The 26,220-nt window shown below is 37.5% G+C and carries 21 protein-coding genes; all 21 read right to left on the bottom strand.

Features of this window, described 5'->3' with window-relative positions:
• Positions 1 to 81 precede the first annotated feature (81 nt).
• Positions 82 to 2,040: a polysaccharide biosynthesis protein gene (locus AC1HJP_RS20415; RefSeq protein ID WP_480363340.1), complete on the bottom strand. Its 1,959-nt coding sequence runs from the start codon at positions 2,038 to 2,040 to the stop codon at positions 82 to 84.
• A gap of 393 nt (positions 2,041 to 2,433) precedes the next feature.
• Positions 2,434 to 2,988, bottom strand: coding sequence for a sugar transferase (locus AC1HJP_RS20410; protein ID WP_480363339.1), 555 nt, complete (start codon positions 2,986 to 2,988; stop codon positions 2,434 to 2,436).
• An 11-nt stretch (positions 2,989 to 2,999) separates the two neighbouring features.
• The gene (locus AC1HJP_RS20405; protein ID WP_480363338.1) at positions 3,000 to 3,917 is read right to left on the bottom strand and encodes an NAD-dependent epimerase/dehydratase family protein; all 918 of its coding nucleotides are present in this window, start codon (positions 3,915 to 3,917) and stop codon (positions 3,000 to 3,002) included.
• Entirely contained in the window at positions 3,914 to 5,032 is a 1,119-nt protein-coding gene (locus AC1HJP_RS20400) for a glycosyltransferase (RefSeq protein WP_480363337.1), read from the bottom strand. The genes AC1HJP_RS20405 and AC1HJP_RS20400 overlap by 4 nt, the downstream gene beginning before the upstream one ends.
• A gap of 5 nt (positions 5,033 to 5,037) precedes the next feature.
• The gene (locus AC1HJP_RS20395; RefSeq protein ID WP_480363336.1) at positions 5,038 to 6,699 is read right to left on the bottom strand and encodes a heparinase II/III domain-containing protein; all 1,662 of its coding nucleotides are present in this window, start codon (positions 6,697 to 6,699) and stop codon (positions 5,038 to 5,040) included.
• Position 6,700: 1 nt separating this feature from the next.
• Positions 6,701 to 8,833 carry a bi-domain-containing oxidoreductase gene (locus AC1HJP_RS20390; RefSeq protein ID WP_480363335.1) on the bottom strand — a complete coding sequence of 711 codons (2,133 nt, stop codon included), beginning with the start codon at positions 8,831 to 8,833 and terminating at the stop codon, positions 6,701 to 6,703.
• Positions 8,834 to 8,842: 9 nt separating this feature from the next.
• Positions 8,843 to 9,946 (bottom strand): glycosyltransferase family protein, encoded by a 1,104-nt coding sequence (locus AC1HJP_RS20385; RefSeq protein ID WP_480363334.1) that lies wholly within the window; start codon positions 9,944 to 9,946, stop codon positions 8,843 to 8,845.
• Positions 9,947 to 9,949: 3 nt separating this feature from the next.
• A complete protein-coding gene (locus AC1HJP_RS20380) occupies positions 9,950 to 10,459 on the bottom strand; it encodes an acyltransferase (protein ID WP_480363333.1) in 510 nt (169 codons plus the stop codon).
• Positions 10,456 to 11,706 carry a hypothetical protein gene (locus tag AC1HJP_RS20375; RefSeq protein ID WP_480363332.1) on the bottom strand — a complete coding sequence of 417 codons (1,251 nt, stop codon included), beginning with the start codon at positions 11,704 to 11,706 and terminating at the stop codon, positions 10,456 to 10,458. The genes AC1HJP_RS20380 and AC1HJP_RS20375 overlap by 4 nt, the downstream gene beginning before the upstream one ends.
• Positions 11,700 to 12,941: an MATE family efflux transporter gene (locus tag AC1HJP_RS20370; RefSeq protein WP_480363331.1), complete on the bottom strand. Its 1,242-nt coding sequence runs from the start codon at positions 12,939 to 12,941 to the stop codon at positions 11,700 to 11,702. The genes AC1HJP_RS20375 and AC1HJP_RS20370 overlap by 7 nt, the downstream gene beginning before the upstream one ends.
• The gene (locus AC1HJP_RS20365) at positions 12,931 to 14,100 is read right to left on the bottom strand and encodes a glycosyltransferase family 4 protein (protein WP_480363330.1); all 1,170 of its coding nucleotides are present in this window, start codon (positions 14,098 to 14,100) and stop codon (positions 12,931 to 12,933) included. The genes AC1HJP_RS20370 and AC1HJP_RS20365 overlap by 11 nt, the downstream gene beginning before the upstream one ends.
• 86 nt (positions 14,101 to 14,186) lie before the next feature.
• Positions 14,187 to 15,320 (bottom strand): dTDP-4-amino-4,6-dideoxygalactose transaminase, encoded by a 1,134-nt coding sequence (gene rffA / locus AC1HJP_RS20360; protein ID WP_480363329.1) that lies wholly within the window; start codon positions 15,318 to 15,320, stop codon positions 14,187 to 14,189.
• The gene (locus AC1HJP_RS20355; RefSeq protein ID WP_480363328.1) at positions 15,317 to 16,471 is read right to left on the bottom strand and encodes an ATP-grasp domain-containing protein; all 1,155 of its coding nucleotides are present in this window, start codon (positions 16,469 to 16,471) and stop codon (positions 15,317 to 15,319) included. The genes rffA and AC1HJP_RS20355 overlap by 4 nt, the downstream gene beginning before the upstream one ends.
• Positions 16,468 to 17,133 (bottom strand): acetyltransferase, encoded by a 666-nt coding sequence (locus AC1HJP_RS20350; protein ID WP_480363327.1) that lies wholly within the window; start codon positions 17,131 to 17,133, stop codon positions 16,468 to 16,470. Before AC1HJP_RS20350 ends, AC1HJP_RS20355 begins: the two co-directional genes overlap by 4 nt.
• Before the next feature lie 14 nt (positions 17,134 to 17,147).
• Positions 17,148 to 18,020: a glucose-1-phosphate thymidylyltransferase RfbA gene (gene rfbA / locus AC1HJP_RS20345; RefSeq protein ID WP_480363326.1), complete on the bottom strand. Its 873-nt coding sequence runs from the start codon at positions 18,018 to 18,020 to the stop codon at positions 17,148 to 17,150.
• A 2-nt stretch (positions 18,021 to 18,022) separates the two neighbouring features.
• The gene (gene rfbB / locus AC1HJP_RS20340; RefSeq protein ID WP_480363325.1) at positions 18,023 to 19,105 is read right to left on the bottom strand and encodes a dTDP-glucose 4,6-dehydratase; all 1,083 of its coding nucleotides are present in this window, start codon (positions 19,103 to 19,105) and stop codon (positions 18,023 to 18,025) included.
• The gene (wecC, locus tag AC1HJP_RS20335) at positions 19,106 to 20,368 is read right to left on the bottom strand and encodes a UDP-N-acetyl-D-mannosamine dehydrogenase (protein ID WP_480363324.1); all 1,263 of its coding nucleotides are present in this window, start codon (positions 20,366 to 20,368) and stop codon (positions 19,106 to 19,108) included.
• 70 nt (positions 20,369 to 20,438) lie between these two features.
• Positions 20,439 to 21,554, bottom strand: coding sequence for a non-hydrolyzing UDP-N-acetylglucosamine 2-epimerase (gene wecB / locus AC1HJP_RS20330; protein ID WP_480363323.1), 1,116 nt, complete (start codon positions 21,552 to 21,554; stop codon positions 20,439 to 20,441).
• Between the two features lie 482 nt (positions 21,555 to 22,036).
• On the bottom strand, positions 22,037 to 24,274 hold the full coding sequence (locus AC1HJP_RS20325; RefSeq protein WP_480363322.1) for a polysaccharide biosynthesis tyrosine autokinase: 2,238 nt from the start codon (positions 24,272 to 24,274) through the stop codon (positions 22,037 to 22,039).
• A gap of 14 nt (positions 24,275 to 24,288) precedes the next feature.
• Entirely contained in the window at positions 24,289 to 24,723 is a 435-nt protein-coding gene (locus tag AC1HJP_RS20320) for a low molecular weight protein-tyrosine-phosphatase (protein WP_480363321.1), read from the bottom strand.
• Between the two features lie 13 nt (positions 24,724 to 24,736).
• Positions 24,737 to 25,873, bottom strand: coding sequence for a polysaccharide export protein (locus tag AC1HJP_RS20315; RefSeq protein ID WP_480363320.1), 1,137 nt, complete (start codon positions 25,871 to 25,873; stop codon positions 24,737 to 24,739).
• Positions 25,874 to 26,220 lie beyond the last annotated feature (347 nt).

Genomic DNA, 26,220 nt, shown 5'->3' with positions numbered 1-26,220 from the left:
CTAGCTTCTAGCTTCTAGCTTCTAGCTTCTAGCTTCTAGCTTCTAGCTTCTAGCTTCTAGCTTCTAGCTTCTAGCTTACATTCATTTAAAACTAACAACCTTCCTATCGTCAGCAATTTTTTGCTCAACGCTTGTAGTTTTTGCATTCCAGACTAAATCACAGATTCCATCTGTTGGATTAAAACCAGTAGGTGCGTCTAACAATAGCTGGCGAATTTTTTCATGTTCAAAATTATGGCAAGCAATATCTAACGCTTCTAAAAATACATTTAACTCAGCAAGTGGCAGCATTACCTCTTTAGCACTCATAATGCGCTCATGGGTTGTATTTTCGACGTTATCACCAATCAATAACTCTTCATAAAGCTTTTCGCCTGGTCGTAGGCCAGTGCATTTAATTTCAATGTCACCATGCGGATTAGACTCGCTTTTTACCTCTAAGCCAGAGAGGTGTACCATCTTAGTAGCTAAATCTTTAATCTTTACAGATTCCCCCATATCGAGCACAAAAACATCGCCACCTTTACCCATAGCACCAGCTTGAATAACAAGTTGAGCCGCTTCAGGGATTGTCATAAAGAAACGAGTGATATCAGGGTGAGTTAAAGTAATAGGGCCCCCCTCTTTAATTTGTCGCCTAAACAGCGGCACAACTGAACCAGAAGAGCCTAAAACATTACCAAAGCGTACCATGCAAAAGCGTGTCTTATGTTTACCTTTTTCTTTGTTCTGCGCTAGACCTTGTAGGCAGAGCTCTGCCATACGTTTAGTCGTACCCATTACATTGGTTGGGCGCACAGCTTTGTCTGTACTTACAAGAACAAAGGTTTCAACCTTGGCATTGATTGCCGCCTTAGCAGCGTAATATGTTCCAAATACATTGTTACGCACACCTTCAACTACATTATGCTCAACCAAAGGCACATGTTTGTAAGCTGCAGCGTGGTAAACCGTTTGCACACCAAAAGCAATCATGCAGTTTTCTAAGCGGTTTATGTGCTGTACCGACCCCATTATCGGAATAAGCTCAATGTCTAACCCTTTAGACTTAATAAACTCATTTAATTCTTTTTCTATCGAATAGAGTGCAAACTCACTCAACTCAAATAATACGAGTTTAGTAGGCGATTGTTTGATAATCTGCCGGCAAAGCTCCGAACCAATTGAACCACCAGCACCAGTCACCATAACAGATTTGTGTTTTATATTGGCATTCAATAAATCTTGCTTAGGCACGACGGGATCTCGCCCTAATAAATCTTCAATTTCAACATCTTTGATATCGTTAAGCGTTGCTCTACCTTCGAGAATATCAACCATACCGGGAATAGTCATAACTTCTACAGGTAAATTCTCAAGCTGTGAAAGAATTTCTTTGCGACGAGCTCTGTTTTCACTTGGCATAGCTAGAAGTATCTTTTTTACTTTTTTTCGTTCAATTAGGCTAAAAATACCATTGAAAGCAATAACTGGTATACCTTGTAAAATGGCACCTTGTTTTGACTTATCATCGTCAATGAAAGCACTAACAAAATACTCTTCCCCGGCACCTATAGCAGGGGCTAGTTGACGACCAGCAGAACCTGCGCCATAAATTACAACAGGGGTTTTGTTTACTGTTGCTAAACGCCCAACCATGGCGCGCACCATAATACGTGAGCCACCAACAGACAAGATAAGCAACCAAGCATAAATAATAGGCATAGTACGTGGAATAGATACATGCGAGAAAAACGATGCCATTATCAAAACAATTGTACTAAGAACCGTACCAACCAAAATAGCCCCAATTGCATGGGCGCCAACATACCTTAATACTGCGCGATAAAGACCTAAATTGACAAAAGCAAATAAGCTCACCGGTAATAATAATGATAGAATTAACCAGTTTTTTATCTCAAAGAATGGTGACAGACTGTCAAGCCTGACAATAAGCGCTAACCAAAAGGCACTAAAAATAAAAATAGAGTCGATCAATAAAGTAAAAAGACGCTTTTTCGAGCGAGAGGCATTAAGAAGAGAACGGAACCAACTATCCACTGTAAATCCTTGAGCTAACAAATTTCAATCACATAGACTAATGATTTAGTTATAGACTACAAATATACACAATATTTCAACAACTGTCATTTCAGACTTATTAAGTAGACAGACTATTGCGGCTTTGCCAAATCACCTACAATCCAATTATTCATAACTTATTTCTTAATCCATTGTTTTATGGACCCTGAAACAAATTCAGGGTGATGACACTGACAAACTGCCCCTGTAGGTCGAGGTTTCGACCCGACAACAACTAAACCAATCACCATAAATGACGATTTACATTACAAAAAAATGCGCGGTGCAACTACTACATCACACCGCGCTTCTTAATATTTACTCGCTACTTTAATCTCGCTAACTTAACCTAGCTAACTCGCAACTTATAACTTACCGCTTCTTAACCCTATCGCCAGATCCTTTACCTGCAACTGTCATAAATATATATTTAAAATAATTACCAATACTCATTGCATCAATCATTTCCCTATCTGTTTTTGCTAATAAGTCAGGCGTTGACATGTCTATTTCATTTACTTGCGATAGCCCAGTAATTCCAGGACGTACATCAAATACATTTCGTTCATCTCGCGCTACAGTTAATTCTTCTTGATTAAACAACCCCGGCCTAGGCCCGACCAAACTCATTTCACCTTTTAAAACATTCCAAAGCTGTGGTAACTCATCTAATTTAGTTTTACGTAAAAAGCTACCCAGAGGCGTGATAGAAGCAGCGCTGGCTAAATGACTTGCAACAGACGCAGTTTCAACCTTCATTGTTCTAAACTTTACCAAAGTAAAAGGTTTTTTGTTACGACCCACTCTTTCTTGAGTAAATATGGGCGATCCAGTATCAAAAAGTCCAATGATAAAAATCAGGACTAAAAAAGGAAACGATACAATCAAGCCAAATAAGGCCAATAAAAAATCTAATAATCTAATCATTTTAAATTCCATTACGCTCGATGAGCCGACAATTTAAACCCATCTTCAACAGAATAAGGCGGCTGCCAATTTAATGTTTTTTTAGTGTGTGAAATATCGACTTGCAGAGAACCAACAAGTCTATCAACAACACTTTGCTTTCCAAACATTTTACCCGCAAAATTAAAACAAAAAACAGGCATTGGAAGTGACAAGTTAGGTTTACCCTGTACTTTTGCCATCAACGCAACCATTTCAGAAGTTGACAAATCATTATCATCACTTACCAAGAAAGTCTGATTCGCTGCCTCAGAGTGTCCAATGCAAACTTTAATTAGATCAACTAAATTATAAACAGACACTAAGCTTCTCTTATTGTTTTTTATTAAGCGAAATGGAAGAGGTAAGCTTTTATATACTAACTTCATTAATGAAGCAAAGTTTGCTTTTACACCTTCACCATACACTAAAGGTAATCTTAAAATTACATAATCGGTTGAACAATCTAAAAAACCACGTTTTACAATATTTTCGGCTTGTAACTTATAAAAATTTGTGTTTTTTTGAGTATTACTAGGTACAGTATTTAAGTCTATCATTTCAGGCTGCTCATGATATATGCCAACGCTACTAATAAAAATAAACCTTTTTACACCCAAAGATTTAGACTTCCTAACCATATTCAGAGTGAGCGTTTCATTTGTCTCTTTAGCATCTTGATCAGAAAAAGTTCTATGCGCAGCACCAGCGAGGTGTATTACAGCGTCAATACCAGGTAACTCACTTTCATTAAGCTGATAAAACTCTTCGTACGACAGACACCGACTATCTCTGCAAAGGTCTGATTCTCTATCTCTTACAATAGAGATTAATTCAAAGTCATGTTTTAAAAGAAAGCTCAAAAGATGCTTTCCAATAAAGCCAGTTGCTCCCGTTAAGATTACTTTCATAGAATAGTCTCTAGTACTCTACTTACATTTTTTTCTCGTACATACTGTTCTGCAATTAAAGACTTATTGAACTCGGATTCAGAGTGATTCAGTTGGTGCGACTTTGCCAACTTTATAGCCTCAACCAATTTATCTACGTTATTGGAGGGTATTACTCTACTCATTTTAAATTGTTTCAATGTTTCTTCTGCCTGCCCCTCACCACCGTATATAACATAGCGCCCTGTTGCTAGGTACTGAAAGAGCTTAGAAGGCATAGCTCCTGAGAATAGTGGTCCTAATTGCGCGTAAAGAACATGAGATTCATTATAGTGTTTTAAAACTTCTGACCAGTTTACATGACCTGTAAATTCAACATTCGTCAGAGCTTTTTCTTCTGCAAGAGCTTCAATCTCATCTGTTTGAGGTCCGTACCCTACAATCTTAAAATTTACGTCAGGAAGTAGGCTAGCCGCTTCAATTAATACAGAAAGGTTTTGTGCCACACCTACTTTACCACAATAAGTAACTGTAAATATTGACTCTGAAGATGGAGCACTTAATTTTTGTAGCTCATTAAATTGCTCTTCAGTCACACCATTAGAATATTTAAGAACAACACCGCTTCTTTTGGACATATATTCAAATTCAGTATCATTGGTTACAATTTGATAATTGGAAAACTTGATATTGAAATCAGCCAACATTCGAAAGAGTGACTTAGAAAGTCTCTGTATCAAGCTGCTATTGTCAAGATACTCCCAAGTTAAATCTCGAACATCCAAACAAACTTTCTTTCCTTTTAACAAATACAAATTGAAAAGTAGAAACATAGAAGGAATTGTAATTATATATAAATCAAAATCACCTTCGGAAACCTTCTTTAGTATGCGCCTAGACTCACGCCACTCAAATAAAGCTCTCTTGATAAACGACTTGGGTCTTTCCAATTCTGAGAAGGTAGAATGGTGTTTTACTACCTTCAAAATACATTCTTTAAGCTGCACATCTGAGCTGAAAAGCGTCACTTCCACCTTCTTCTTCCTCAAGCAATCAACATATGGAAGCAGTCTGTTTTCAACTGTAGGTTCATTATTAAGAGATAAGTTAGTCACTAAACAAATTTTAGGATTCATGTCATTCACCATTTCACAACCATTGAGAAAGGCTTACTCGAATCAATACTCTTTAATATCAGCTTTTTACTAACAATTGATATACCAAACTCAGGATGGTAAAAATACTCTTCAAGTGAAACTTGAGCATTACCTATTTCAAGCATTATGCGCAACTCACTTAAGCTTTTGTGTTGTAAAGTAAGAGTATCATTTTTCACCTCTGTAACAATAATGTCTGGGTGCAAATGATAATGACCAAAAACCCCTTTAGAATTTTCGACAGGTATTGAATCAATAATACTGAAGCTGGAGCTATTGCTACATATCTTTCTTGAATGTACATAGTTAGAGCTTAACCTTGAATAACCATCGTGACTAAGGTTAAGCTGAACCTCAGTCATAGACTTATTGACAAGTACACACGAAGAACGAGCACGTTTCGCAACCCTAAAGCCACTCCAAACTTCTGAAGAGTTAATATTTTCAATCGTCACAGTATTGTGACTTGAAGTCCCTCTTTCAGCCTCACGCTCTTCCGAAACACCATACATAGAAGTGCCTGAATTAACAAAAACTCTCTTACCCATAAGAGAGAATTCAAAACTCAATGAATCAGCATGCGCATGGCCAGGTTGATAGGTTGGGCCTATATCCGCATGATTCATAATAATTTTATAATTTGAACCATGTATGACCGAAAAACCAGAGTCTTTGTGGAGTTTGTATAAATCAGGAGTTGTGCTGTTGAATGATACCTGTAATTGTTTAGCATATTCAAATAGTTTAACTGGGCTTGGGGCAATACCAATCGCCGCATCATTAAAAAACGATATCTCATTATCTTGATGCAACATACTTTCAAGCCATGATAGCCCCTTACTTGCAATACTTTTCCAGCTATCCACTCTCTCTAGAAGCTGCTTATTATTAGAAGTAAGTGCCAACTCTATTAGCTCTAAAACATCCCACAGCATAACGCTGTGATACATAGGACTGAGTTCATAATGTGCTCCATCATCTAAAAACTGCTCATTAAACTCAGCATCCAATATCTCTAAGCCGCGTAGCAAATAGCTTGTACCCAAAGGACCGAAATAAACTCCAGAAAAAGTGAGAGCTTTACCATTAGCAAATAAATGATTAGCTAATATATGGTACTCACATTGCTGCATTAATGCTTCTGACTGTTGACGCAAACTGGCTAAAAACCGACTATCTCTATACTTGAACTTTGATGACCACTTTATGAAATTAACGATCCTCAATGAAAGAGTATAAGGCTCCCAGCCATTTCCTGTACAGGCAGGGTTTTCATTGATCCAACGATTAACGAGGGACGTGTGGAAATCAACTCTATCATATGCATCCGAAGAACTAAGGTCTTCAAAGTAATGCAAATTATAAAGCCAAAGCTTTTCTAGTTTTGTATCATTCCAAATTGCTTTGTCCTTAATACTAGCTTTTTTATTAAGGAATGTAGCTTCATTACAGCTGGTTATTAACTGTTCTTTATAACAAATGCCGTCCCACTCAAAACCACCAACCTGATTAAAATCAGATTGTGCTTCCAATGATTCTAAAGTTAACACAGACGGCTTCACAAAACGGTAGTAAAGGCGATAATATACTTGTTTGGCGGTGAGGTATCTCACCGTCCAAAATAATCTAGAAAGCTTAGTCAACATGCTAATCTTGATTCCTCAATTGCTCAGCGATATCAATTGATACCTTAGCAACCTCAAAGATCTCTTGGCTAGAAATAGGCATTTCACCACCTTGCTCGATGGCCTCTAAGAACAATCTTGAACATTCATCTTGTCCTTTATCTTGTTTCCACAAATTCATTTTATTAAAACCGGACCAGCCAAAGCCTTTTAATTTAATGAAGTTGTCAAGTTGAAGAACTTTCCCGTCTACGAAAGCCTCGATCCTTTCTTTAGGAAAGCTATTAGAGCCATTTGCATAGTAATGAATTGTACCTAGAGAACCATCTTTAAAACCTAAGATAATAGCAGCCTTATCCTCTACGATACTCCCATCACATTGCTCTCCAACTCTTCTGGCTTGAACAGAGACGATTTCGGATCCAGATAAAAACCTCATTAAATCAATATAATGGCATGCCTCGCCGATAATTCTCCCACCACCTTTTTCTATATCATGAACCCAGTGCTCAGCAGGAATATCGCCAGCATTCATAGTCATGATAAAAGTTTTGGGTTTACTGACAGAAGAAATAAGAGACTTCATTTTCTGGACATGCGGTGAAAAACGGCGATTAAAACCCACCATCAGAGCTGCCGAAGAACCTTCGTATGCGCTTTTTACTTTATCAAGCTCTTCGTATGTTAAGGCCAGCGGCTTTTCAACAAAAACATGCTTGCCAGCCTCTAGAGCTTTGCAGACAAAGTAAGCATGAGAGTTATGTTGAGTTACAACTGCTAAAGTGTTTATTTCATCATTCGAAAACATAGAATCGGTGTCACTAATTGCATTTTCGAACCCCAACTTTTTGCCATAAATAGAGCTATTAACACCTCCAGAAGTAGATAACGAATGCAACCTACAACCAGCTTTTTTAAATGAAGGAATTAAAGTTCTAGAAGCGTAATTACCTGCTCCAATAAAACCAACAGAAGGCTGGTTTGCAGAAACAGGCCTTGCAGTTTCTTCTGCTAAACGTAGGATATTAGTATGACGCTTATCGACCGCTGATTGATAATTCAGTATCAAACCTAAAACAGACTTGTCTACTGTAAGCAATTCGTATGCATCTTGTGCGTTTTCAAACTCAAATACCTTTGTTATTAATTCGTCGATAACGAGTTTACCGCTAGACATCATATCGAGCACGGCTTCAAAGTTTCGTTGCTGAGTCCAGCGCACAAAACCTATAGGATAGTCATTCCCTTTATCTTCATACTCTTCATCATATCTACCAGGCCCATATGAACAAGAAACTTGAAAACTAATTTCCTTTTCATAAAAGTCAGAGCGGTTTAACTCTAAACCAACAACACCAACTAGAACAACTCGCCCTCTTTTACGGCACATTCTGGCGGCTTGAGTAACTGGATCATTTGATTTAGTGGATGCAGTGATAACTACACCATCTACTCCATTACCACGACTAAAGGCCATACCTGCAGCAACAGGGTCCTGCCCCTTTCCTGGATTACAAATTTCAGCTCCATACTGCTTAGCCAGTGCTAATTTGGCATCGTCGAAGTCAATAGCCAGAACCCGACACCCCTGCGCTATCAGCAACTGTACGGTCATCAGGCCAATTAGACCAACCCCAGTTACAACGATCGCCTCACCCAAAGTCGGTTGTATCAGGCGAATACCTTGTAAACCAATGCTACCAACAACCGTAAAACTTGCCTCATAATCCGAGACATTATCAGGTATCTTTGCACACAGGTTTTTAGGCACTCTAACAACATCTGCATGAGGACCATTCGACACAACTCGATCACCTAATTTAAAATGCTCAGCACCTTTTCCTACGTTGGCAACGACCCCTACGTTGCTATAACCAAGGGGCAAAGGTTGACCTAACTTTGTTTTAACAGCATCATATGTTGTAATTAATCCATCAGTCTTGACTTTATCAAGCACCATCTTTACTTTTTCTGGTTGCTGTCTGGCCTTATCTAAATAACTGGCTTTACCAAACTCAACCAACATCCTTTCAGTTCCAGCAGAAATTAAACTCGCCGAAGTATTAACAATCAAATGCCCTGATTTTGGTTGAGGTACAGGCGCTTCGATAATTGAAGTTCCACCTTTTTCTAAGTCCTGAAGTACTTGCAGCATTATTTATAATTATCCATGTGGTTCATTTAAAATCGTTAGCATATTTGATTCCCAATCAAACGGACTAAACTGATTAGCTCTTTTACTATTTAATTTGAGTTTTTTAAGCAGATTCATTAATTCTGCTGTATTGCCATATTCAACAACAGAAAAGTTTTCATATTTAGATAGTTTACTGGCACTTAGTATCTCTTTATTAGTTATGCAATGCGTTCCAATTGCTAAACAATCATACCATTTATTAGATTCAGCTAACCTGTTAATAGGTCTAACTGGTGAGTACAAAGCGAAAACAACATCTACAGCTAAATATAATGCCAGTGAGATTTCATTTGGCACTCTATCAACTCGATAAACTGTCAAATTTGTTTTAGAAAGAAATTTTTCAAGTCGCTCAGAAGCGACTTCACCGGCTATAACTAAGCAATACTCATTTACAGGTAATCCACCAAAAACAATTGGTAAATAATCAGCCCCTCGATCATCTACTACCCGACCATTTATGTAAAGTTTAAATCTTCCATCTCTTTTTACAGATTTAACAAATTCATCACTTTCATTAGTAAATATAGTATGCGCTAACGATAGAGATTTTTTGCTTGGTGTATTATACAAAAATCTGTCTTTATCTGTCGGTATAATAACTCTTGCCTCACTTGGAAGGATATGAACCGAAGATTTCTTAGCTACTACACTTTCAAGCTTATCAATTATTTTTTTGACATTTCCAGTCAATCCAAAAGAAGTACTAAAATTATCTGGGTTATCAAATATGTACCCCCCCCCTTTGAAAAAGCTAGCTAGCATAGCAGGAACTGCGCTCTCTAAACCAACTGCGTATATTCGACTATTTTTATTACTAACAAAAATTAACCTAATAAAAAGCAATATTGCCCATAAAATATAATAAGCAGGCATCAACATACTGATTGGCTTTTTAAAACTCATTAAATACGAGGTTTTATAGTTCAGAGAATTTACCTTTAATGCTTTTCTATTCCATCCTATAAATTGATATCCAACAAGCTCACTATCTAATAACCTTTTTAATTTATATAACCGAACACGCTCTTCTAGTGAACTAATACAACAGCATATGATTAATTCCCGCATCCTTTAAGTCCCTTGCTTTGAAATTACTTTATTAACATAATCACGCGAATCACCAATAACTTTGCACGGGTTACCTATTACAATCGCAAAGTCAGGAATTACACCTCTAACCACAGAGCCTGCGCCAACAATAACACCCCTACCAATCTGACAACCTGGCATTATAATAGTCCCCGTACCAACGAACGTGTAATCTCCAATAGTAATGCCATCCAGTTTACCAAGGGGCTTCTCATCAAAATTACCACTAGCCTTTCTAACTGTATGAGGAGACCAGTCGTGAGTTAATATACGTACGTTACTAGAAATAGTAATTCCAGCGCCCAAAGAGATTTTTGTGTAATCGGCACTATCAAACCAAACTTTAGCTGAAATATAGTTTGGCTCCCCCTGAAAAACGACACCATTACTCTTCAGCAATTTATAATATAGTTTCGTTGAAAATTTTGGTTTAAATAGCCACGCAAGATTAATCAAAATATAAACTAAAAACCTGTAGATTTTTGCTATCATAGTTTTATCCTGTAAGTTTTCCTAAGGAATAATGAACATACAAAAAGGGTAAAAACGACATTTATTACAACAAACCCCGTAAACCCAGTTCTCATAAAAAAGTAAAATAGTGTTGTCAAATAAATAGGAATGAAAGTATAAAACAAAGTTTTAGCTCGTAATAACAAGACATAGCTAATGAAGACAAAAAACGAAAATATAAGAGCATAAAGGAAAGCCCCAAAAAAACCTGCAACCATATACGCTTCAGCAATAAAGCCATATGTAGATGTATGATAGCGGACAGTATTCGCTTCATACTTCTCCCTCCAATACCTGTTATACATTCCTATATAAGGTTTTTCTGACCAAATAGCTCTTGGAATTGGAGCGATAAAGCTATCAACAACTGCATTTATTGGATATTCAGACTGCCAGGTAAAGTCACTAATAACTTTTGCTGAATGATACGATTCTTTTTGATATTTTGTAAGCTTTTCGAAAAGCGTTCTATCATCTGAACGGACAACCATGATTGAAAAAGACAAAATCACAACAAGTACAATTACTACCATGTACTTTAAATTCTTAAACAAGCCAGCTGAAGTCGTCAATTTATTTTTATTACTAACCATTATATAAACAAAAGCTAACCAAAGTATTTGCTGCTTCCCCCCCCCCACAAAAAAGAGCAAAGCTGAAAGAATTAAGAAGAATAATGAAGTCTTGGTGCGCCTGTCAAAATATAGTAGCAGCGCTAAAAAATAAGCAAGTAAAGTTACCGAACTCTGCAAATAATTAATAAATCCTGTACCAACTTTTATTGATGTGAATTCACGCGGAAATAATGCTCGTTCCAAAATCAACAATGGATTGAAACCCAACCCAACACCTAAGTATATATACTTAAGTACAATCCCAAGAAATAACAATGAGTAAAACCAGCTTGGCTCAACTACCTGGGCAACTTCATGTTTCATAAACCAATTGCGCTTAGAAAGCGTCAAAAGACAGAAACTTAAGAAAAAGATGTAAAAAAAAGCTCTGTTAAATAATTCATAATTTGCAAGTATGTCAGCAGGTGCTTTAGCCATATAAAGCACAGCCCCACCAGGCATCAAAACTAGTATTGAAGGAAAAATAAATAACAAATTATAAGCTGCGAGAAAAACCACTAATGGTGAAAATGTTATATACCCTGCTTTACCAACTAACGACTTCTCTAAGAAAATGAGTAATACCGAAAAAAACAAAATATCAATCAACATTCATTTAGCCTTTTATCCAAATAAAAACTCCCGAGCAAAACGGCTGAAAAATACAATATGTAACAAACAAGGTAAGATATAAAAACACCTTCAAATGCTGCTATTTCATGAAAAATATAAATCAAAACAGCATATAACGCAGCTTGAACAAACTCTAACAAAACCCCTAACTTTAGTTTTTTTCTTACTATAAAGTTATAAGTTAGCAACAACGAAAAAAAACGGAATAGATCGCCTAGCAAAATAAACAGCCTATAATCATTTTCACCAGCAATGTTAATACCCATAAAGAATAACGTTAAGCTTGGCCAAATATAATAAACTAAAGAAAATGCGCCTAAGAAAATAAAAATCAGCTTACTACCATAGTTCATAAAAATATGTATTATGGGCTTGTCTTTTAGTTTATTCACCTCTTTTAAGTAAAACACACTCAAGAACATCGTAAAGATAACAGTATAGGAATCAGAAACCGTAAGGTAAGACTGCCAGATACTTGCGTTAACAAGACCTTCTGCTTCTATAACAAAATCTCGACTCAATATTTTAGCAACAGGCACAAACAACATTGAAATTACAAACATTTTGGTAAAAGGGCCAAAATCTATATTTTCATGAGAATTTGCATCATTACTAATAGTGACTATATTTTTTTTTCGGTACAGCACAATCAAACTGATAATTGTGACGGAAACACCAAAAAGAGTATTAATGAGAAACCCACCATTCTCCTTAAACTCTATTAATAAAAAACCCAATAGCAAACTAATGATAATTGAAAAAATTTTTATTAAATACAGAGCTTTTGAGGATATTGTAGTATTTACCACAGCCTGAAGAATTTCAGCAACAGGGAAAAAAACACATAAAAAGATTGAAAGTAGCAGAAGTGAACCTGTCATAACTGCATAGTCCGAAAGGTATATGTTCCAGAGCAATATAAAAACAACTATACCAATTACCAAAGTTCTAAAGGCATGAGCAACCGATTTGAAACATAATGTTTTATCGAGAACATTAGTTTTCGATGAAGTCATAGACACATAGCCTGCATACAACCCCGCTCCAGCCAAACCGCTAGCAATCATAAAGATATTATTAAACTGGCCCAATAGAACCAACTTGTCAGCACCAAACTTGCTAACCGCTAATTTAACTAGAAGGAGACCACCAATTAATTTAACACCGCCTGAGATTGCACTTAACACAGCATTAATGAGTATTCTATCGCCCATTATTTTTATACCTATTATTATAAGCGCTTGATGGGTTGATTAATGAAGTGACCTGTTCGTAAAGTATTGAGCAATTTAGTTTTGCTATATTCAAATTGCAAATTGAACGATTATAGTACCCTTGTCGTTCAAAGTTTTCGTTCATTTTCTCGTAACTAGATTTTAAAGAAAAGTCTGTAGCTCTCTCAATATGTTTTAAACTGAGATCCGCAAAGCTCTCTTGTGTTAAGCCCAAAAGCTTTTCTATACAACTTTCAATAGTAATTAAACTATACTCTAGCCCTGGCTCATGAAAGGAAAACCCTTTCGTAGAACTAAAAAAGCCATATGTTAAAGGCTGCTCTATGCCTTCAATACCTATAATACAAGGCAAACCATATGAAGCAGCTTCTATTAGAGTAGTACCGCAACCAACAAAACAATCCGCATCTTTAAATGCCTCAGCTAAATTTGAATACTTAATATTACCAAGAAATTCAATTTCAAAATTAGAGTCACTAGCTAGAGCTTTTAATTTTTTTGAGTAATCTCCTTCCCCGTAAATGCGAAGTACAATCCTACTCTTGCACTTAGGAGTAATCTTATTCAATACGTTAATCAGGTGTTTATTGTAGGTTTTATATTCTATTAACCTACCTATGGTAACAATTGTGAATCTATCTAAATTTTTAACTTTAGGGGAAGATAAGCTAACATTACGCGTTTCAACCCCAACGGGCATCAATCTGCCATTTAAATCCTTACCTAATAATTTCTCGTAATGACTCTTTGACTTTTCATTTGTAAATAGGACTGTTTCTTTACCAAAAAAGTCATCTAAAAGCGCAGAAGACAAATACTCATAGTATGACCTACGATCACCTTTCCAACCAAATATTAAACTATTGTAGATACCAATATTTAACTTTACCTTTTTATATACTGATATCCTTGAAGCAAACACTGCACCACTTAGGCTAGACACATGGATATTTAACTCGTCATCAGGTAAAAAGCTTAATAATTTATTTTTGTTAATAGGGATTAGGTTTAAGTGAGTTGCTCTTTTAAGTTTAATTGGAAGACAAAACAAGTTACTCGCAAAAAAATATGAGATCCCTGTCTGTTCAAGGTCACGTAGAAATTGTTCATCATATAGGTCTGTTAAGCTAACTAGCACGAACTTACCGTGGTAGGCTTTAGCTAACCTTAAGTAAAATGATTGAACCCCCCCCAACTTAAAAGATTCACAAAACAGATGTATCATTAGGTTCTATTGCCTAAAAAGATTTTAATATATTCAATTACCTTTTCTTGTTCATCAACATTCATACCGTAATACAATGGTAATCTGACTAGTTTAGAGCTTTCTTCTGATGTATTCTTTTCTGTTCCATGAAATACTCCAAACATCTTACCAGCAGGACTAATATGTAAAGGAATATAATGAAAAGGAGTTACAACTTTATTATCTTTCATAAAGTTAATAAATTTATCTCTTTGAGTCTGATCTTCTAATTTTATAAAAAACATATGGGCATTGTGATTCACTTCATTTGAAATACAAGGCAATTGATTGTGTGGCAATACTTTTGATAAAGAATCATAGTACCGCTGCCATAGACCCAAGCGATTCTCATTTATTTCTTCCGCGCTTTCTAACTGAGAAAGTAGATATGCAGCCTGCAATTCACTGGGTAAAAAGCTAGAACCTATATCTTGCCAAGTATATTTGTCTACCATACCATTCAAAAACTGACTTCGATTAGTGCCTTTTTCACGAACCACTTCGGCTCTCATTATCAATTTCGGATCGTTTATTAATATTGCCCCACCTTCCCCGCCTGATGTGTAATTTTTAGTTTCATGAAAACTATAACAACCAATATGTCCGATTGCACCTAATGCCTTACCTTTATAAGTTGACATAACCCCTTGTGCAGCATCTTCAATAACCCATAAATTATGCCTATTGGCAATATCCATGATTTTATCCATCTCACATGAAATTCCTGCATAATGTACTGGTACTAATGCCTTAGTTTTAGGTGTTATCGCTGCTTCAATCAAAGTCTCGTCAATGTTCATTGTATCCTTTCGTATGTCCACAAATATAACTTTTGCTCCTCTCAAAACAAAAGCATTTGCTGTAGAAACAAAAGTATATGACGGCATTATTACTTCATCACCTTCTTTTATATCAATTAGAATAGCTGCAAGTTCTAAAGCAGCTGTGCAAGATGGCGTCAAAAGTGCCCTTAGAGCACCAAATCTTTCTTCAAACCATTTTTCACATTTTTTGGAGTAAGCACCGTCTCCGCAAAGTTTACCCGTAGCTATGGCATCAGCTAATAAAGTAAGCTCATTACCTGTTTTTGGTGGCTTATTGAATTGGATCATTTTCTGATAACCTCTATTATTCCTTTAAGTTTATTATTAGCTACTTTCGCTACGTGATAACCATATCTCTCAGAACTACTTTGTACACTGCCAGAGAAGTTTTTATTAATTGCATATTCAATTGAGTCTTGTAATAAAAATTTGCCGACTGTTTCAAACTGCTTTTCATCAAACGAGAAAATAACACATGCTGTTTCAGTATCATTTTTCTCTGGGTTCAGATCAACTGGGTCTATTTTAATTTGTAATGCACTTAAAAGTTCTAGCTTTAGGAAGTCTACTTTGGAATTAATATATACAAGGTCAGAGCCAATAAAATCACCTCCCATTCTAGACCCAATCTCAATGATCTTTATATCTCCATTACTATCGATTTTTATCTCAGAATGGCTAGCACCAAACTTAACATTTAAGTTAGTGAGTGCACTGGAGACGATTGAGTTTACCTCTCTGATTGTTTCTTTATCTAATATTGCTGGAGCAATGTGAGCTATTTCAATAAAATTTGGATTTTCCGTAGTAAATTTTTCTGTTATCTGCAAAATGTGGTGAACCCCATTATCACTAAAGCTCTCCACACTATATTCTTTCCCCTCAATGTATTCTTCAACTATAGCTTGCGAGACAAATGACTCTTTAATACTTTTAATGACCGCAAGTTCAAGCTCACAAGGTTTTTGAATCAGAGTTACGCCTCTACTTCCAGAGCGATCTACTGGCTTTACAATATATGGGTAACTTTTCAGTGTATGTTGGTTCTTATTATCGTTAAAGAGGTAATAGCTGGGTATGGGGCTCCCTCCTTTCTTGAGGGCATCCCTCATTGAATATTTATTGGTTGTAACTTCAAGACATTGATCTGAGTTTCGGTTGAAGCCAAGCCTTTTCCTGATAAAATTGACTGTAATATTCGTTAAGTCAGAAGCTATGCTACAAACGCCATCAATATCCAGCTCTTCGCATTTTTTAGCTATTTTCTCTTTTTGGGTAACATCATATTTATAAAAAAAATCAGCCGTTTTTTGACCTACCTCATCTTTACCCCATGAAAATACATGAGTCTCCAACCCAAGCTGTTTTGCTTTCAAAATCAATTTATTTTGGAATTCATTAGCACCAATAATTGCAATTTTCTTGTTAATTCTTTTCACTTTACTAAAATTCCAGTTTCTTTATGTAAATTAATTAGCTTCGCAGGCTGACCAACTAACTTCGAATATTCCAAGCTATTTTTAATCACTAGTGAGCACGCTCCTACAAGCGTTTCCTTCTCTAAGGTTATATTCTGCAAAATCACAGAGTTAAACCCTAAAAAGCAAGAATCCTGAATTTTAGAATAACCACCTAAAGTTGCTCTTGCTGCAAAAAATGAATGGTTTCCAATAATGGAGTCATGACAAACTATAGCTCCACTCCAAAAAATATTGTTGTGGCCAACTTTTGTGCCCCGCTCAATTATTACACCATCCATAACAATATTATTTGCACCTATTTTTACACTTTTATCAACTAACGCGCTAGGGCTGATATAAGTTATGAGATTGTAACCTTTACAGCAAGCTTTATGGTATAGCCTTTTTCTAGCCCTCATATTTTTATAACCAATGGCTACGAACATTTCAAAATCTTCAGCAGGAAACATTTGGCCAACAATTTCAAAAGGCACTACAGGTTTATTGTCTAAAGTGTCCTGAAGCAAAAACTCCTTATCAACAGTGAATGCTACAACATCAAACTTTTCGGATGCCTCAAGCAAATGAGAGCAGTGTAAGGCAAAATCACCAGAACCATAAATGATTAACTTTTTTTTCATGGTAATAACAAAACTTAATTGATTAATGAAAGCAAATATTTTCCATAGCTATTCTTCAACAAAGGCTTAGCCAGACTTTCAATTTCTTGAGTAGTTAACCAGTTTCTATTAAAAGCGATTTCTTCTAGACAAGCGATTTTATAACCTTGTCTTTTTTCGATAGTTTCGACAAACTGCGCAGCTTCTAAAAGGCTTTCATGTGTGCCAGTATCCAACCACGCAAAACCTCTACCTAATAACTCAACGTTAAGGCTATTTTTTTCCAAATAAGCATTATTTACACATGTTATTTCTAGCTCACCACGGGAAGAGGGTTCAACATTTTTTGCAATGTCTACAACAGAGTTATCGTAAAAATATAAACCCGTTACCGCATAATGACTTTTCGGCTGAACTGGCTTTTCTTCTATCGATATGGCTTTTAAGTTACCATCAAACTCAACCACCCCAAAACGCTCAGGATCCTTAACTTGATAACCGAAAACAGTTGCACCTTCATTATTTTTAGCTTTACGTACAGCTTCGATAAGCTTTGGAGTAAAACCCTGACCATAGAAAATATTATCACCAAGAACGAGACAAACATCATCTTGACCAATAAATTTTTCACCAATAATAAATGCTTGAGCCAAACCGTCAGGTCGAGATTGAATTTCGTATGATAAATTAATACCGAAATCTCTACCATCACCTAAAAGCCGCTGAAATGAGCTCTGGTCTTCTGGGGTGGTTATGATCAAGATTTCCCTGATACCAGCAAGCATCAAAACAGAGATCGGATAATAGATCATGGGTTTGTCGTAAACAGGTAAAAGTTGCTTAGAAACACCTTTCGTTATAGGGTAAAGTCTCGTACCTGAGCCACCGGCTAGAATAATACCTTTCATATTTATACCTTATTTAGGGTTCCTAAACGCTCTCTGTTATAGGATCCATCCTGGACGTTCTTACACCACTGCTGATTTTCTAAGTACCATAATACCGTTTTATATAAACCCGACTCGAATGTTTCTTCTGGGGTCCATTGCAGCTCACGCTTCATTTTAGTTGAGTCAATTGCATAGCGACGGTCGTGGCCTGGACGATCTTCAACATATGTAATTAAGTTCGTATAACTACTCTTTCTTGGTACTAGTTCGTCCAAAATTTTACAAATACTTGTAACAACTTCAATATTTTGTTTTTCGTTATGTCCACCAATGTTGTACGTCTCTCCAACTTTACCTTCTGTTGCAACCTTAAAAAGCGCTCTGGCGTGGTCTTCAACATACAACCAATCTCTAATCTGATCCCCCTCCCCATATATAGGCAAATCCTTCCCCTCTAGAGCATTCAGAATTACTAGGGGGATTAACTTTTCTGGAAAGTGATATGGGCCATAGTTATTTGAGCAATTAGTTATCACTGTTGGCAGTCCATAAGTCCGGTGCCATGCCCTAACTAAATGATCGCTTGAAGCCTTACTAGCTGAGTATGGGCTGCTTGGATCATAAGCAGTCTGCTCAGTAAACAGTGGTAACTCAGAATTTCCAGATTGTTCCTTTGGATACGGCAGATCACCATAGACTTCATCAGTTGATATATGGTGAAAAACAAAAGATTCTCGACGCTCCGAATTTAAAGTTAACCAATATGATCTGGCAACTTCTAATAAAGTATATGTCCCTATAATATTTGTATGGATAAACTCAGCTGGACCAGAGATTGAACGATCAACGTGGCTCTCAGCAGCAAGATGCATCACAACATGTGGTTTAAATGATTTAAAGAGTCTACTCAATGATTCACTGTCACAAATATCTACTTTTTCAAATTGATACCTTTCATTATTCTCAACGGAAATGAGTGACTCAAGATTGCCTGCATATGTTAGCTTATCAATATTAAGTACTGAGCAATCTGTACTATTAATAATATGCCTTATGACAGCGGAACCAATAAAGCCAGCTCCGCCAGTAAGTAATATTCTCATTTACCAAATACCTTTTGTATCCACCAAAAACTCAGTAGACAGTTTTGTTTGCTTAAAGTCTCTGTGATCTACTAGAAGTACATGAACATCAGCCATGTCTTTAGCTTTTTCAAAATCAACTAATTCAATATTCTTAAACTCAGCAGGTAGGACATGTACATTCGGCTCAACTGCAAAAATCTGCCCTACATGTATTTCTGAAAGTTCTTTTGTAATATCTAGTGCAGGACTTTCCCTTAGATCATCGATATCAGGCTTAAAGGCTAAACCATAGCAAGCGACCTTTACATCTCTAGCTGTCTTTTCTGTATTTTTCAGTAGGTAGTTAGCTATTGCAAGCTTTACCTTTTCAATTACCCATTTTGGTTTGGAGTCATTCACTTTTCTTGCTGTGTGAATTATGTTAGCTTCGGCTGGTGTTTTGCTTACAATAAACCAAGGGTCTACAGCAATACAATGTCCACCGACACCAGGCCCTGGTTGAAGTATGTTAATTCTAGGGTGACGATTTGCTAATGAGATTAACTCCCAAACATCAATACTTAGCTTATCGCAAATTATTGAAAGCTCATTTGCAAACGCGATTTGTACGTCTCTGCATGAATTTTCTGTTAACTTAGCCATTTCAGCTGTGCGAGCATTTGTTTTTACACACTCACCTTCAACAAACGTTCTATAAAGTTCGATAGCAGCGTCTGAGCACTTGCCCGTCATACCACCAATTACACGGTCATTTTCAACCAATTCGCGTACTACATGACCTGGTAATACTCGCTCAGGACAATGTGCAATGCGAATATCCGAATTTTCACCATTTTGTTGAGGAAAAGTTAAATCTATTCTTGCTTCTGCTAACCATTCAGCCATTTGCTCAGTTGCGCCAACAGGAGAAGTTGACTCCAAGATTACTAAATCACCTTTCTTTAATACTGGCGCAATAGTTTTACTTGCAGCCTCAATGTAAGATAACTCAGGTTCAGGTATCTCTGAGTCATTGTTTTTAAATGGTGTAGGCACTGCTATAAGGAATGCATCAGCTGGTTCAGGAGTTACTGCTGCCTTTAAATAACCTTCCGTTACTGCCGCGTGTACTATCATATCCAACTCTGGCTCTACAATATGAATTTCACCGCGATTAATCGTGTCAACAGCATATTGATTAACATCAATCCCTATTACTTTTTTCTTACGAGAGGCAAACATTGCGGCAGTTGGAAGGCCAATGTAACCAAGACCTATTACTGAAATTGTTTCAAAAGACATGATATCCCTTTTTAAATCTGTTAGCTGATAGCTTCTAGCTATGAGCAAAATCAAACTCTTAATATATTCGTTATTTAGCTAAAATATCACAAATTCTAGAGCACGCATTACCATCACCATAAGGGTTATGTGCTCTGCTCATTCTCGTATAGCTACTTTCTTTAGTAAGTAACTCGGTTAGAGATGAAGTGATTAAATCTACATTTGTGCCAACTAGTTGAACTGTACCAGCTTCGACCGCTTCTGGTCGCTCAGTTGTATCACGCATAACTAGTACAGGCTTACCCAAGCTTGGCGCTTCTTCTTGAATACCACCTGAGTCAGTTAAAATAATATGAGCTCGGTTCATTAAGTATACAAAAGGTAAGTATTGCTGAGGTTCAATTAAGTGTACGTTGTCAACATCTGCAAGAATGCGATTTACAGGCTCTTGCACGTTCGGATTTAAATGAACTGGGTATAATATTTGCGTTTCAGGGTGTTTTTTAGCTGTTTGTGCTAATGCTTCACAAATGCGCTCAAAACCACCACCAAAGCTTTCACGACGATGACCTGTTACTAAAATGAGTTTTTTTGATTCATCTAAAAATGGAAACTGTGCTGCGAGTGTTAATGATAAGTCTTTATCTTGTTCTATTTGTGACTTAACCATTAATAGAGCATCAATTACAGTATTGCCTGTTACAAAGACATTTTCTTCACTATAGTTTTCAGTTAATAAGTTTTGCTTAGATGTTTCAGTAGGTGCGAAATGAAACTTTGTTAAAGCACCTGTGAGTTTACGATTTGCTTCTTCTGGCCAAGGCGAGTAAATATTACCTGTTCGTAAGCCAGCTTCAACATGTCCTACTGCAATTTGCTCGTAATAGGCTGCAAGGCTAGCTGCGAAAGTAGTGGCGGTGTCGCCATGTACCAAAACAACATCAGGTTTGAACTCTTTTAAGACAGGTGTTAGCTCTAACAAAATACGACTTGTTACTTCAGGTAAAGTTTGTCCTGCTTTCATTAAGTTTAGGTCGAAGTCGGGCGTAATTTTAAAAAGTTCTAAGACTTGATCTAGCATTTCTCGGTGTTGAGCTGTAACACAGACTTTAGCATCGAAGCGCTCGTCGTTTGCTAGTGCATGAACGAGTGGTGCCATTTTGATTGCTTCAGGCCTTGTGCCGAATACTGTAAGAACTTTCACAGGTGTTCCTTTATTTGTTTATGTTTTCGCTCTTGAGACGAGTTCAAGAGGTTAGTTAAATTTTTCTGTCGCGACATAAAGTCGCTGCTACAGATTGAATGCTGATTTGTATCTGATTCAATCAGTTGTATTTAGATCCTGAAACGAGTTCAGGATGACAAACCATTAGACCCTGAAACGTTTTCAGGGTTACGTTTTTTACTGTCGCGACGTTAAGTCGCTGCTACCGAATATCACTTCAACGGTCGCCGTAAACGACAACCCACAATTGTTATCTTACGCGACGTAAAGTCGCTTCTACCGATTGAATGTTGATTTGTATCTGATTCAATCTGTGGCATTTAGATCCTGAAACAAGTTCAGGATGACAAACCTTTAGTCCCTGAAACAAGTTCAGGGTGACAGTTTATACTGTCGCGACGTAAAGTCGCTGCTACCGAATATCATTTCAATTGTCGCCGTAAACGACGACCTACATTATATTATTTATCTGACTTATATTCGTAGTTGTAGTAGCCATAGTAGCCGTAGGCATTACTTGCTTTTTTGACTACGCCGTTGAATACCACGCCTTTTACATCAATACCATTTTGTTCAAAGCGATTTCGAGTAAGCTCTAATTCTTTTACATGGTTTTGACCAAAACGCGTAACAAGTAAAGTACTGCCAGCATGTGCGCTGACAATTGCTGGGTCGGTCACTGCTAGTATTGGCGGTGTATCAATTATTACTAGGTCATATTTAGCACTGACTTCTTCAACAAGTTTTGAGAAGTTTTCATGCATTAGTAGCTCTGACGGGTTAGGTGGGATTTGACCTCGCGTCATTACATCTAGCCCTTCAACTTGGCTATGCTTAACAGCTTGCTCTAAATTAATTCGACCTGAAAGATAGTCACTTAATCCGTTGTCCCACTGCATGCCAAATTGCGTTTGCAGATAACCTTTTCGCATATCGGCGTCGATGATAAGTACTTTCTTATCACTTTGTGCTAATACTGTCGCGAGGTTAACTGAAATGAATGACTTACCTACACCTGGACTTGGGCCTGAGATTGCGATTACGTTATTTTTTGCTTCCATCATGGCAAAGTGCAAGCTGGTGCGTAAGCTTCTTAGTGCTTCAATGGAGAGGTCTGCCGGGTTATCCACTGCGAGTATCGATTTCGCCTTGGCGGTTTTACCTTTCCGAGCTTTTGCAAAACCAGTCAGCTTAACCTGATATTCTGAATAAGGTACACTTGCATAAACAGGTAAACCTAATGCCTCAATCTCGCTTGGATCTTCAATGCCTTTATGAATTGCTTTCTGAATAAGTACAATGGCGACTGCTAGCATGCCACCTAACATCGTTGCCATAACAACGATTAAGGCTTTTTTCGGTTTAACAGGCTTTGATGTGTTGACTTCGGCAAGGTCGATCACTCGTACATTGCCTACAGTGCCCGCGCGAACAATGTCTAGCTCTTGTGTTTTTGCCAGCAACAGTGTGTAAATCTCATTATTTACTTCTACGTCACGGGTTAAGCGTAAAAGCTCTTGCTGTGTTTCAGGTAAAACCTGCACTTCCGCTGCTAAGCGGCGCTTTTGGTTCTCAACTGCTTCAATTTGCTCAACGGCTGCTTGATAGCTTGGGTGGCTTTGTTTAAATTTACGGCCTAGCTCTAGCTTTTTCAGTTCAAGCTCTTGCAATTGAGTTTCTAGTTTTACTAGCTGCTTCAATACACCTTCAGTTTCAAGCGTAATATCTACAGATTGCTGTTTTACTTGATAATCATTAAAGCGCTGTTCAGCAGCTTCTAACTGCTTCTTTACTTGCGGAAGTTGATACTCTAAGAAGTCTAACGATTTTTGTGCTTCTGCACTATTACGCTCAACGTTTCGGCGAACATATATACCGGCAACTTTGTTTAATACTGTTTCAGCATATTCAGCATTCGCATTTTGCAGGTTTAAGTTAATAATGCCTGAGTCTTTACCTTTTTCGCTTGCACCAATAGCTACTTGTAGATCAAGAATAGTATTTAAGCGGTCACGCTTAGTTATTGTAAACTCAGTACCAGGGCGCGCAACTAAGGTTTTTAATGTTAACGAAAAAGTACCATTTGATACCTCAACACCGACTTTACCTTTTAATATGCTATCGCCATTACCTGTGAATAATTCAAATTGGTGATTTGCTAATGCTACTAGAGTGAAACCTGCACCAATGGCATTTTTAGGTACTTCAAATTTAAATACATCAATTTTTTCGCCGCCCCATGCATAACTAGAAGCACCAAAACTTGCCTCTGCTAACTCACCTTCATGCATTGGTGTAAACTTACGAAAGGCCCTACCACCAATAACAGGGAAAAGCTTTGGCTTTACAACTGTATCAAGTTTTAAGCTGTCTACGGCTTCACCGATAATACTACGAGATTTTAACAGTTCGATTTCAGTTACAGCAGCAGAGGTGCTTTCAAACATCCCGCCTAGCTCATCAAAACCAGGGACTGAGCCACCTTTTTCTTCAACCTGTATCATGGCTGTGGCTTGATAAATCGGTGTACTAAATACTGCAACAGCAACACCAACAATCATAAATAAGGCTGTAACGGCAATGATAAACCATTTACGGTCAAGTAAAGCGCCTAACAAGGCCATTAAATCGATTTCTTGCGCTTGTTCTGTGGATTGCTTTTGTTGCGAGCCACTTAATAGGTTTGATTGAGCATTCATTGACTCTTTCATCCTTATAAATACTTCTGCCAAGCGCTGCACGCGCTATCGATTAATTCGTAAACATGCTCAAAGGCTTCACGGCTTTGTCGATAAGGGTCAGGTACTTCTTTGTCGCCTAACCATTTACCTAAAAGGAATGTTTTGCCGCGTGCTTGGGGGTAGCGGGTACATAAGTCTTCAAGATGACGTTTCTCCATCACCAAGATCACACTGTTATGCGTTACAAGGCTTGTGCTGATTTGCTGGCCTTTATGCTCAGACATATCAACGCCATGTTGTAGCGCTAATTCTTGAGCAAAACTATCTGCTGACTTACCTTCAAGGGCCGTTAAACCTGCTGAATTGACTTTGACATTTTTGCCCGCTAATTTGCTTTTTAAAACATATTCAGCGGTTGGGCTTCGGCAAATGTTACCTGCACATACCATTAAAACACTATCGAACATACTGGTTTGCCTACTACTGGTTATCTATATCTTGTAATCTATCAACGGTTGTTAACGCTGGTAATAACAAGCTAATTACTTTGTTCCAACGTGCAAGTGGTGCACTAGTAACATAAACGATGTCTTGCGGATCTAATTCGAATTGCTCTGCCAGCACTAATGCAGCAACATTCTTTGCATGCAACTGATACACGTCAGCAATTACACCGTCTTTTTCTAAATCGCGTTTGCGAAGCACAAAAATACCATTGGCGTCAGCTGAGCGCTCGTCAATACCGCCAACCTCACTGAGCGCTTCGGCTAAATTCAAACCATAACGATTCACTTCTACTGTGCCAGCACGTTTTACATCACCCAATACATACACATTTCTTTGGTCGTTACGTGTTACATGTACAATATCGCCATGCTGCAATAAACGGTTTTGAGAAATGTCGCCTTTGGAATAAAAGTCATCTAAACGAATAACTTCAGTCTCATTACCTCGGGTAAATGTCACTGTTTTCCAGTCAGCACGCTCATTTAAACCACCTGCTTGGTTTAGTGCATCAATTAGCGTTAATGGTGTTTCGGTTACAGGGTATACACCAGGCTTTTTCACTTCGCCTGTTACATAAGCTTTTTGACTTCTGAAACCGACTACTTTTACGTCAATTTGCGGATCTTCAATCACGCGACTTAAGCGCTTAACTAGTTCTTCACGAACCTCTGCAACCGTTTTACCTGCGGCAGGCACTTTAGGCGCATATGCGTAAGTAATGGTGCCGTCAGCTTGTACCCGGAAGCCGTCGAACTCGGCAGTACGTTGAACAGCGGCAGGAATAGTTAACTCTGGATGATCCCACACCCCTATAGTAAGTACATCACCCACCCCAAGTTTGTATTCATAATTAGAAAGATCGAGTCCTGCAATATGATTATTGGAATTAGATGCACCACTTTCAGCTGCAATTTTTTTATTAAGGTCTTTTTGTTGGGAAATAAGAGCAGAGTCAATGAGTTGGATATTTACTTTTGCCAATTCCTTCTCAAGGTTCTCGGTTTGTTCACCTTGTTTTAGTCCTTCAAAATGACCGCCGGGTATAATTGTACAGCCACTCATTGTCAGAAAACATGCTGATGCAATGAAAGTTTTATAGCGTTGCGCCATTCGTTCTTCCTAAAATCGTTCTTGTTAGCCTTGTCTAAAGCCTTTATATAAAGCTGAGTAATTAAACCACTTGTAGATTTTGTTAGCAAGTAATCGTCGTGTGAATTTTTTTATTAATAAAATAGTCGTGGGGGTTGTGTTATTTGTTATTTATTGTGGCAGAGTTTAATACAGCGCTATTTCTTTGTCGGGTTAAAGCCTCGACCTACAGGTGTTTGGTCTTGGGAGTATGTGGTTGTCATTTATGATGGCAGAGTTTTGATCTGGACATATTCCTTTGTCGGGCTAAAGCCTCGACCTACAGGTGTTAGGTCTGGGAGTGTGTGGTTATCACTTATGATGGCAGA

The organism is Pseudoalteromonas sp. NFXS53 (assembly GCF_056629255.1).
Note: the sequence above shows the minus strand (reverse complement) of the source record. Positions and strands in the feature narration are given on the sequence as shown.